The sequence below is a fragment of the Legionella moravica DSM 19234 genome (assembly GCF_000423305.1).
GTDB lineage: Bacteria > Pseudomonadota > Gammaproteobacteria > Legionellales > Legionellaceae > Legionella > Legionella moravica.
Window position 1 is genome coordinate 165,284 of the sequence record NZ_KE384001.1, and the last position, 11,924, is coordinate 177,207.

Here is an 11,924-nt window from a genome sequence, read left to right on the forward strand (position 1 = left end):
AGTTCTTATTTTCACAAAAGTGCGTAATTTAAAATCAAAAATTTTTTCTTAGTAGGGGCTGGTTCATTCATCAGATTCCCAAAGAAATATGTTATTATTGCCCGATTTCAAAGAACAGAGTGTTAACAGCACGATCAGTTCTTATGAAGCAAAGAACAGGGATTTCTGGAAACGTTGCGCAATCATTGATTTATTTTTTTTGCATCGGAGTCTTGCAGGAGCGCAGAGCAGAATAAGCGAGGCACAATGTTTTCTTGCGATTAACCTAAATTGAAGGGTGAAAAGGTGATCTGTAACTTATCGCTTATTGAAAATTCTCTTCAAAATAAACATTTTATGATATAAATCACGTAATTATTATAAGTGAAGGCTCGCAGTGAATTATCGTCCAGATGTAGATGGGTTAAGGGCAATTGCCATTATATTTGTTTTGTTTTTTCATAGTGGTCTGAGCCTGTTTCCTTCTGGTTTCGTCGGAGTTGATGTTTTCTTTGTGATTTCCGGTTATTTGATAACCAGCATCATCTATCAGTCCTTGCTCAATAACAAGTTCTCACTTATTTCATTTTATAACCGAAGGTTATGGCGTTTACAGCCCGTTTTTATTTGTTTGCTTGCAGTTAGTTTACTGATGACTTTGTTGTTTTATTTACCTGACGATTTAATTATTTTTGGGAAAAGTGCTCGAAAGACTTCTGTATTTCTATCCAATTTGTTTTTTGGAAAGGTAACCACAGGTTACTTTTCACCGGACAGTAACCAATTACCTTTGTTGCATACCTGGTCCTTATCCATTGAATGGCAATGTTATCTGCTTTTGCCCATTGCTCTCTATTTTTTGCACACTTTCTTTGGAACGCGTCGAATAGTCCGAATCATTTATATTCTTACGGTTTTATTTTGTGCCATATCTTTATATTGCTCATCACATGCTCCAATGAAAACCTATTATCTTTTATCGAGCCGTGTCTTTGAGTTTTTAATCGGTTCTTGTGTTGCTTTGGGGCAGCTTCGCTGGTCATTCAATAAATATTTTATCAATATCTTAAGTACCCTGGCTATTGTCACATTATTTTGCATCGCAATGCGCCAAGACGTCAGTTTGGGCTATCCTAATGGATATGCTTTTATTCTGTGTCTTGCGACAGGTATACTCATCGCTACAGGTCAGTGTGAACCTAAACCCGTTTGGAGTCAGATTCTTTCGACAAAACCCCTGGTATTTATTGGATTGCTTTCTTATTCTCTGTACATTTGGCATTGGCCCATTTTTGTTTTGATTCGTTATCTCAATATAGAAGAGACCTCTTTGGTTCTACTGTTCGCTTTTTGTAGTGTATTTATTGTGGCTTATCTTTCCTGGCGGTATATAGAAAAACCTGCTGCCAAAGCAAATAAAACGCCCTTTATAAAAAGTGCAATTATATTGTTAGCGGTGCCGGTTAGCCTTGCCCATATAAGCGACTTCATCATTAAAAATGAAGAGGGTTTGCCTCAGCGATTTGCTGAAACATCCAGATTGTATGCGACTTTAAATCAATATTCTGATGAACAAAGACCTAAATGTCTTCAGGGAAAAAATATTGAAATAAATCATGATTGCGTTCTGGGTGCCAAAAACTCAGGAAAGAAAACAGGGCTTTTAATCGGTGATTCTTATTCCAATCATCATTGGCGATTTCTAGACACTATTGCAAAGGAAGCAGATGTGTCCATTCTTGCTCATGCAACCATTGCCTGTCTGACACTACCTGGAATATTCCAGTTCGATATGTTTATTAAAAATGGAGTTTACCAGGTATGTCATGATCAAACTGCTCGTTACTATTCTATGATTCGAGAGCATCATTATAATTATGTGATATTGGGAGAAAACTGGTACGGTTATCTGGGTGATAAAATTATAAATCGTACAGATGATCAGCGATCTTATGCTTTAACTCAGGAACGCATTAAACAGGGTCTTGATGATGCGTTGCAGATTATTGTTGCCTCAGGGGCAAAACCGGTTTTAATTAAATCCATTGCTTCTACTCAAAGAAATCCCCATGAGTGTTTTTTTGAGCATATTAAAAGACGAAGTTCTTATAATTCAGAACAATGTGAATTTGATTTGATTCCAGGCGATCAACAATGGTTTGATGATCTTTTTGCACAGATGAAACAGAAATATCCTCAATTGGTAGTCATTGATCCGCAGAAGGTCTTATGTCCCAACGGGCGCTGCAAGGCCGATATTGATGGGGTGCCGGTGTTTAAAGATGAGGGACATATCACTGATTATGCGTCATATCAATTGGGCCGTGCCTATTTGCAGCAGTACCCAAATCCTTTAACGTAAAGTGCGCACAACGCCAGCCGCGACCAGATCAATAATGGGTTCTCCACAATGTTGTGCAATGTCCGTGCGTACTTGATTGCGAAGTCGAATGATCTCCTCCCAACTGTCATCTTGCGGAGTTATGGGCTTACCAATGGTTATCTTAATTGGAACAGGCTTAAGTACGTAGCTGCCGTCTCGTAAAAAGTGACGCGTGCCGGCTATAGCGACTGGACAAACATCCGTTTTAGTTTTAACTGCCAGATTGAATGCGCCTAATTTAAAAGGACGTAATCCTGTAGCATAACTAAAGGTGCCTTCCGGAAAAATCACAACAGAATGTTTGTTTTGAATGATTTTTTCGATTTGATGCATATGTTCAATACTATTCATAAAGTCCAATCGATCTACAACTAAATAACGCAGTTTTTTAACAAAAGTGCGTATGAACGGTGTTTTTAACAGTTCCTTTTTTGCCGTAAACACAATGCCTGGCGGCAGGACAGCCAACAAGAGCAGGGCATCAGTGTAGCTTGCATGATTAGAGACAAAAATCAGCGGGTTGTCATCGCTTATATTACTGGCGCCCTCAATGTGGATAGGGCACATCGCCAATCTGAACCACATGCGCGCTGCCCAACGGGTTACGTGAGCGCCTGTTCGATGAGACGCAAGCAAAACGATCAGCCAGGCAGGAAAAAGCGTCAGCAGGAACAGGATGCCCAGATAGAGTGTATAGATTAATTTTCCTGTGAAGCACGACAGATCGTATATCTTTTTACCTGTACTCATCACTACTAATCTAAGCATTTGCATCCGTGCTGATAGTCTATTGTTGATAAGTTTTCCTGCAATAAATGCTTGTTTGCAAGCAGACCGTTGTAATTTACCGCTTGATGTTTTAGGAACAGTCTTGGGTGGAACAAGAATAATGTGATCCGGTACGATATCCAACTCTACTGCCATCGAGTCGATGATTGCGGCACGAAGTACAGATTGTGCTTCGTCTTTATGCTCATTCGTTTCTGCAACAACAATTAATTGTTCTGTTCCGGTATCTGGATCATTGGCACCAAAGGCGATAACACAGCCTTTACGAATATTGGGTATGCGATTCACCAGTTCTTCTATTTCTTCTGGATACAGATTTCGCCCGGCTTTAATGATGAGATCCTTTTTTCTACCTGTAATAAACAACTCTTTATCTGCCAGATATCCCAAATCACCAGTGTCCCACCATCCCTGGTGATATGCATTTTGAGTTGCTTGCAGATTATTAAAATACCCCTGCATTGCAGAAGGGCCTTTAAATTGAATGGAGCCAATCGATCGCTCTTCAAGTTCATTATCATCTGCATCGACAATCCGCACTTCATGTCCCGTTAACGGCAGTCCGCAGCCTATAAAATCGACTGTTCCCTCCTTTTGTGATGCAGGAATGGCTTTGTTGGTTAGTTCAAAAGCATCACGTTGAATTCTATCCATTCGAGGATTACGCCTGTTTAAAGGAAAGGTCAGGCCAACTGTAGCTTCTGCTAATCCATACACTGGTGCAAACGATTCAAGTTTAAAGCCATAGGGGGAGAATTTTTTACTAAAACTCTCCAGGGTTTTTGGATTGATGGCTTCTGCACCGTTAAATGCAAATCTCCAGGCACTGAGGTCTAATCCTTCAATCTCTTCGGGATTGATTTTTTTTACGCATAATTCATAAGCGAAATTGGGACCACCTGAAAGGGTTGCTCTGTGATAATGCAGTGCCCATAACCATCGTTCCGGTCGAGTTAAAAACGTCAGTGGCGAAAGGATGGTTACAGGAATTCCAAAATACATGGCTCCAAGCCAGCTCATCAGTCCCATATCATGGTATAGAGGTAGCCAGCTGACTACTGCATCAGTAGGTTGAACTGGTATTGCTTTGCCTATAGCTCTTATATTCGAGAGCATGTTGTGATGATGAATCACCACACCTTTAGGATCTCCTGTGCTGCCCGAAGTGTATTGAATTAAAACCGGACTTTGCGAATCCAACTCAAACTTGGGTAGAATTCCAGTCGTCATTTTAAGTTGATCTGTAGTTGTTACCTCTATAAGACTTGGTACAAATGCCCCCAAAATCTTACTCAATGTTGATGCTTCCGAGAAGGTAATCAAGATTCTGACTTCAGCATTATGTAAAATTCGCGCTTCCCGTTTTGCATATTCTTCAATGCGGTCAGGACGAAATGGTGGGTAAATTGGAACAGGTATAGCCCCGGAACATAATACGCCACAAAATGCATAAAAAAATTCGGCACAGGTTGGGAGCATTATAGCAACCGTATCTCCTTGCTTTATTCCTTTATAATATAAGCCTCGGGCTATATGTTCTGCTGAATTCAATAATTGTGAATAGGAGATTATTTCTTCTTTCCCCTGTTCATTTTGCAAATAAAGATGCGGCCTTTGAGCCTCTTTTCTAGCATAGACAGTGAGTACTTCGATTAATGTTCTGGCAGAGGTTAAATCCATATTGGAAATGCCAAGAGGGTCAGTGATACTGTGTTTGATTTTAGTTTTTGGCAAGGAATGGGGACATTCCATGATGAGTTTGGTGAGATCGTTTAATGAGTCAATGTCGACCAGCGCGCGTTCTGGAAGTTGTAAGGAAAATTCCTGTTCAACACGGCGAAAGAGCTCCACTTTTCCGAGACTGTCAATACCGATATCTCTATCGAGAGACGCAGCGAGTGTGATTGCCTGACGCCCGCGTTCAGCGCCCAGATCCGTCATGAATTTACGGACAATTGAGAGCAGCTGCTCTTCGATTGCCTGTTGGCTTGATTCTTTCTTCATTATTCAATCGATCCTGAATAAAGATCGGGTTTAAACCTTTTAATTGGCGTATTACCTGTTTAAATCCGACCTTTTGAATGAACGAAATCAGAGTTCAAATCTTTGGTTTAATGATAAAAACCTCAGATTTGGCTGGATATACTACAATTATAGATGATTGGTTATGAAAAAATGAACGGGGCAAAGGAAGGCAGTGATTGTCAGGTCGTCATAAATTACTTGCCCTGATTCATTCTGTATACAAGAAAAATGCTAACAAAGAGATCTTGTTATCGTTGGGTAGTTTTAATGAACAGCATAAATTGGTCGCAAAAGGTTACAGAGCAAAGTCATGCCCTTGATCTTGAGCCTGGGGTCTTCACTTGGGATGATCCACAAAAAATTGCATTATCATTGCTTCAGTCTGCATCAAACAGTACCAGGAGAAAAGCAACGGTGTATCAATCGGCTATGTCCATGTTAAATTTTTATATAAATCGTGCAGGAAAAAACTTGTCATCAGAGAGAAAAGAATTGCTCAATCAAGTAAAGCAGAAGTTGATCACGCTTGCAAAGGATGATACATAAAGGCGTTTTAAAGCAGGACATTTTATGATCGCAAATACGAGATGGGAGCATTTTACCCATGATGCGGACATTGGAGTCAGAGGAATAGGCCCCACTTTGGCGGCTTCTTTTGAAATGGGTGCCCTGGCCTTAACCGAGGTGATTACGGATTCTCATTTAATTAAACCCGATGCAATTGTTCATGTACGCTGTCAGGCACCTGATGACGAAATCCTGTTCACAGATTGGTTAAATACGATTATTTATCATATGGAGATACACAACATGCTATTTAGTGAATTTCATGTCACTATAAAAAATCATCTCCTGGAAGCTATTATTAAAGGAGAGACAGTTGACCGGGAGCGGCATCATCCAGCAGTTGAAGTGAAAGGAGCAACCTATACGGAGCTGAAGGTATTTAATCAACATGGCCTATGGACTGCGCAATGTATTGTGGATGTTTAGTGAATAATGAAACAAGAGACGAATACACATGGATCTTAATCTTTTAAATAAAATAAATGAATTTGAATGGCAAATCCCTAAACACGGCTCCATGCTGGTTCCTGCTGTTCTTTATGCTTCTGAAGAGTTAATCGCTGATATGGATATGAAGGTCTATGAACAACTGACCAATGTAGCGGGTTTGCCAGGTATTGTGGGAAATGCTTATGCTATGCCTGACGCGCATTGGGGATATGGTTTTCCTATAGGTGGAGTTGCTGCTTTTGACCCTGAGGAAGGGGGCGTGGTTTGTGCCGGTGGGGTTGGATTTGATATTTCCTGTGGGGTTCGCCTCTTGTCTACCGGATTGAAAAAGATGGATTTGGAGCCAGTAAAGGAAGAATTAGCCGATGCCTTGTTTGCTCACATCCCTGCTGGCGTTGGCAGCAGGAGTCGTATTCATCTTACGATAAAACAATTGGATGATATGCTTCGCGGTGGCGCACAATGGGCTGTAAAGCAAGGTTATGGTGATCGTGAGGATTTAGAGCGTATCGAAGATGAGGGATGTACAGAAGGGGCCATGCCCGAGCAGGTATCAGAACAGGCAAAAAAACGTCAAAAAAATGAAATGGGCACTTTAGGCTCTGGAAACCATTATTTGGAGCTTCAGGAAGTCAGCCAGATTTATTGTCAAAAAACTGCTGCCGCTTTCGGTTTGGCAGAAGGTGATGTCGTCGTTAGTATTCATTGTGGGTCACGAGGATTAGGCCATCAGATTGGCACGGATTATTTACGCTCAATGCTCATTTATTCTGAGCGGCAAGGGGTTAAACTGAGTGATCGGGAGCTTGCCTGTGCACCGATTAATTCACGAATTGGAGAGAATTATTTGGGAGCCATGCGAGCGGGAATTAATTGCGCATTGGCTAATCGTGAAATTATTACACACTTTATGCGTGAAGTGTTTCAAGACGTGCTGCCTGGAATAAAGATAAAGCTGGTTTATGATGTGTCTCATAATACCTGTAAGGAAGAATACCATGAGATTAATGGGAAATCCCAACGTGTTTTTGTTCATCGGAAGGGAGCAACACGTGCCCTGGGGCCAGGTCATCCCAAATTGCCTACTGTATTTTCTCATGTGGGGCAGCCTGTAATTATAGGTGGAAGCATGGGGACAGCGTCTTATGTTTTAACCGGTACCAAGACTTCTGAACACCAATCCTTTAGTTCTGCTTGCCATGGTGCAGGACGTGCCATGAGCCGCCATCAAGCGTTGAAAAAATGGAACGGGAGTGACATTGTCAAAACGTTGGCTCAGCAAGGAATATACATTCGAAGCGGTTCCTATCGAGGGATAGCAGAAGAAGCCCCCGGAGCTTATAAAAATATTGATCGCGTGGTCGATTCTGCTCATCAGGCGGGCCTGGCCAGAAAAGTCGCCAGACTGGTACCGATTATTTGTGTTAAAGGCTGAGGTATCTCAGTACTCTATATTGTGTCCGTTGGGCTTTAAATTAATAGGTGCTAATAAACTATAGTGACTGCCTTCTTTTTGAGGTTTGCTTTCAACAAAATACACTTTATTGACTGTCATTGGTGGTAGGGGTGGTAATTTAATATGGGTCAAGTCAACGGGATTGGCCAATCTTTGATTGGACACTATCCTTCCTAAAGTCATATGAGCTCTGAATGGCCTCGTGTCTATAGGAATATTCATTGTTGTTAATTCATGGCCAATTAATGCGGATAGCTCATTTAAAATTGAGTGGGGCCCTACAGCACATGAGAGTATTTTAGGATTGGATGAGGTTGGAAACCATTCCAATGGCCCCAGTTCCAACTGAAATGAATTGATATGGTCAAGTGATCTTTGAACCTGCTCCATTAAATGAGGAACGCAATCCGATTTAATCGAGCTTAAAAACTGCAGGGTGATATGGAGGTATTCAAGTTTACTCCATTTTATCTCTGAGTTTGAAAAACAGCGTTTTACAGCGGTTAAATGAGTTGAAAAATAGTTCTGGATGGAAGGATCCATCATAATAGCAAAGAAAGAGCGCATTGTTTTCATTGTCTAACCGGTTACAGAAACTCAATATAGGTTTGAATTGAGTTTACCGTATTTTAGAGGGAATGCCATGTACGTATTGAGTGAATCATTTGCCAAAATAAACCTTAAATCAGCATCAATGTTTTTGGGGTAATATTATGACTCGATATAGTGCATCAGATTTTCAGCTAAACTAATACTATCCTATTCATAAAATCAGGTATTTTGCTTTATGAACGAACTCTCATTCAATCGAGTACCGGCCATTCAGATTAAAGAGTCTGCCTGATATGAATGGGCTTCATCTGTTAAAAAGCTCTGTGAAGCATAATCTGGCTGTTTTGCTTTTTTACATTGTAACCGGATACCTTGGATTAATGCTCGCAGTTCCTCCGGGTTATGCAACAGCTATATGGCCACCCTCTGGAATTGCTCTTGGTTTTGTACTTGTTTATGGTTTGAGCACTCTACCGGGCATTTTTATCGGATCGTTTATTCTTAATTTCTATATTACATGGAACAACGTTGGGAATGCTTTTGATGTATTTGTCCTGGTAACCGGTGTAATCACCGGGACTGGTGCAGTACTTCAGGCATTAACGGGCTGGTCGCTTATAAAATATTTCATTCAATTAAATAATCCATTACATCTTCCCAAAGATATTTTGTTGTTTGCGCTTCTTTCTGGCCCAGTGTCATGCCTGGTGAATGCAACGTTGAGCAATGCTGGTTTGTATTGGATTGGTGCTCTTGTGCCGGAAAATGTTTTGACGAGCTGGGTTACCTGGTGGACAGGAGACAGTATCGGTGTTCTTATTTTTACTCCAGTCATTCTGATCACTTTGGCTCAACCGGCAAAACTGTGGCGAAGCAGATTGGTTCCTATATTGCTCCCCTTATGTTTAACATTCTGTATTATATTTTTGGCTCATCTGTTTTACAGCCAGGCAGAGTTTAAGCGAGTGCAATCAAAATTCATTGAGTTAACACAATATAAATTCAGTCGATTAGCCGATCAGCTTCATTTAACAGTAGAAATTGGCAAGGAAATGGCTGTTTTTTTTACAATTGCACCTGACATAAGCAAAGATGCTTTTCAGAGCCTTGCGCATTTGATAATAAGGGAAAATTCTTCGATCCAATCCATAATATGGGTTCCTAAAGCAGTGGACCGTACTAAAGGAAATATAAAATCTCAATTTCCAATTACAAATAACTTCTCAGGACATGATGCTTCTTCTGGAACAAAAAAAGACGAGTACACAGTACTTTATTCCTTATCAGAAACAAAGGATACTGTTCAAAAAGGAGATACCCTTTCCTCTATTCTGCACCTGAATACAGTGGAACAACTCCTCAAAAAGGATAGCTCTATCGTTGTTCCAAGCAATACCTCCAAAAATGCTCGCCTGGATGGTATGTCTATTGCTACACCTGTTCTGAGTAAAAACACTATTGTTGGGTTTATCGTGTTACGCATTAATATCCATGAGTTATTTAATCAAAATTTTAATAATTTTTTAAAATACTCCCATTTGACTATCACCAATCCGGGAGATGATGAAAACCAGAGAACTGTATACGAAATTTATAATCAACATGTTTTTATGAATCCATCACGATTAGTTCATGTGTCTTCAAATTTTGTGTTTGCCGGGCAAACATGGGAATTTAATGCAACTTCATCACCTTATTTTATAAATAGGGAATATTCCTGGCAGGTGTGGTTGTCATTGACCACAACGCTGTTTTTCTGTGTATTTATGAACATCATTTTATTTATTTTGTACGGACAACGTTACTTAATTCAATTTCTTGCTGAAGCCAGGACTATGCAACTGCAGGCAGAACAAGCAAAAAATAAATTGTTACTCAATGCAACCGGGGAAGGGGTATTAAGGATAGATCTTGATTATAAAATAGCGTTTATTAACACTGCAGCGGCGAAAATGCTGGGATATTCCAGTGATGAGTTAAAAGATGAATCCATTTATAAAATTTTGATTGAAAAAGTAGTACCTGATCGCGCCCCACCATTAGAAAGCCTTTCGGTGTATCGCGCCATTCATGAGCAATCAGTGATAAAAACGAAAGAAGCCATCTTTTGGAAAAAGGATCACAGCTACATATGGGTAGAATATACCTGCATTCCTATTATCGTGGATAACACAGTTAATGGGGCTGCTATTATATTTAGCGATATATCCGAACGGCTTGAAAATGAAGCTAAATTAATGAATATGGCGCATGTTGATCCCTTAACCAAATTACCTAATCGATTAAGCTTTTTTGAGTTTCTGGAACATGCAATAGCGCGTGCACAACGATCTAAAAAGCAATTTGCTATCTGTTTTATTGATCTCGATAATTTTAAGACGATTAATGATACTTTAGGCCATCTCTATGGAGATAAATTATTATCTCTATTGCCTCAAAAAATAAGCCCCCATCTTCGTGACACGGATTATTTTGCACGTATAGGGGGTGATGAGTTTGGGCTAATTTGTGAAGAGACCTATAAAATTAACGATGTGACCCGGATCGTAAAGCGCATTTTAGCTGCTTTTGAGAAACCAACAAAAATTGATGATCAATATGTAAAGGTCTCATTAAGTATTGGTATTGCTTTATTTCCTAAAAATGGCATTGATTCTGAGACATTGCTTAATAGTGCCGATAATGCAATGTATCAATCCAAAGGTAAGGGTAAATCCACGTTTTCATTTTACAGTGAATCTGCAAATGAGAAGTTATTAAGATACAACCAAATTGAGGATTTCTTACTTCAAGCAATCAAAGAAAAATCATACCGAATTTATTACCAACCTATGTTACACGCTGTAACCCATAAAATATTGGGAATAGAGGCTTTATTGAGATGGGATGATGAGCATCTGAAAGACGTACCTCTGGCAGAGTCGCTATTAATCGCAGAGGATCGCGGTATTATTTATGAGCTTGGTAAGTTGATACTGCAACAGGCATTTAAAGAGTATCGAGAGCACTTTGAAAGCAAGTCCAATCTGCTTTTAGCAATCAATATTTCAATCAAACAAATTGAAAACACTTCATTTATCCGTTTCCTTCAAGTTTTGTTGAAGAAATTTCGAATACAACCCCAAAATCTGTGTTTGGAAATCAACGAAAATTCACTTATCAACGAATCTGAGTACGTAATAAGTGTTATGAACCGATTGAATGGGTTTGGGGTGCAATTTGCTCTGGATGATTTTGGTATTGGTTATTCATCCATTCATTTATTAAAAAAATTACCCATTTCATTTATTAAAATTGATCGTTCATTTATCAAAGAACTGGATATGAATTCGGATGATGCAACCATAGTGCTAACAACTATTCAATTATCACATGGTCTGGGCCTCCAAACCATTGCCGAAGGCGTTGAAAACACAATGCAACTTGAATTGTTAAATAAATGGGGATGCAATCTCGTTCAAGGTTATTATTTTGCTCAACCTATGCCTCTGAATGAATTATTAGACTGGATAAAGGCCCACGAGTTGGCATTAAAAATGAAGCAATCAAAAGACGATAGTGATTCTTCGTAAATGGCTTAATAAACGGAACAATATTCGATTCTCTGTACATGGCAAAAAAGCGGTCTTGCCCGCGCAGGCGGGCAACCATTCAAAAAACTAAATTGATGTTAAAAAGCCAGTGGGGATTATTTTTCGCCAGGTTAAAACTCTCTTTCAACTC

7 protein-coding genes are annotated in these 11,924 nt (G+C 39.7%); 5 read left to right on the plus strand and 2 right to left on the minus strand.

The annotated features are described in order from the left end of the window. Positions 1-376 precede the first annotated feature (376 nt). Positions 377-2,341: an acyltransferase family protein gene (locus G543_RS0113570; protein ID WP_028385000.1), complete on the plus strand. Its 1,965-nt coding sequence runs from the start codon at positions 377-379 to the stop codon at positions 2,339-2,341. On the opposite strand, the gene G543_RS0113575 is transcribed toward G543_RS0113570, so the two are convergent. Continuing rightward, a complete protein-coding gene (locus G543_RS0113575) occupies positions 2,333-5,155 on the minus strand; it encodes an AMP-binding protein (protein ID WP_028385001.1) in 2,823 nt (940 codons plus the stop codon). The genes G543_RS0113570 and G543_RS0113575 overlap by 9 nt on opposite strands. Before the next feature lie 288 nt (positions 5,156-5,443). On the opposite strand from G543_RS0113575, the gene G543_RS0113580 reads away from it, so the two are divergent. Genes G543_RS0113580 through G543_RS0113590 form a run of 3 tightly spaced genes read left to right on the plus strand, consistent with a single transcriptional unit; the run spans position 5,444 to position 7,628 of the window. Then, positions 5,444-5,722, plus strand: a complete 279-nt coding sequence (locus tag G543_RS0113580) for a DUF3175 domain-containing protein (RefSeq protein ID WP_028385002.1) — start codon at positions 5,444-5,446, stop codon at positions 5,720-5,722. A gap of 24 nt (positions 5,723-5,746) precedes the next feature. Next, positions 5,747-6,169 carry an archease gene (locus G543_RS0113585; RefSeq protein WP_028385003.1) on the plus strand — a complete coding sequence of 141 codons (423 nt, stop codon included), beginning with the start codon at positions 5,747-5,749 and terminating at the stop codon, positions 6,167-6,169. A gap of 28 nt (positions 6,170-6,197) precedes the next feature. Further along, the gene (locus G543_RS0113590; RefSeq protein ID WP_028385004.1) at positions 6,198-7,628 is read left to right on the plus strand and encodes an RtcB family protein; all 1,431 of its coding nucleotides are present in this window, start codon (positions 6,198-6,200) and stop codon (positions 7,626-7,628) included. A 6-nt stretch (positions 7,629-7,634) separates the two neighbouring features. Here the strand turns inward: G543_RS0113590 and thpR are convergent, their stop codons facing one another. Then, entirely contained in the window at positions 7,635-8,225 is a 591-nt protein-coding gene (gene thpR, locus G543_RS0113595) for an RNA 2',3'-cyclic phosphodiesterase (protein WP_028385005.1), read from the minus strand. A 269-nt stretch (positions 8,226-8,494) separates the two neighbouring features. On the opposite strand from thpR, the gene G543_RS18010 reads away from it, so the two are divergent. Then, the gene (locus G543_RS18010; RefSeq protein WP_065236035.1) at positions 8,495-11,773 is read left to right on the plus strand and encodes a bifunctional diguanylate cyclase/phosphodiesterase; all 3,279 of its coding nucleotides are present in this window, start codon (positions 8,495-8,497) and stop codon (positions 11,771-11,773) included. The last annotated feature ends 151 nt before the right edge of the window (positions 11,774-11,924 follow it).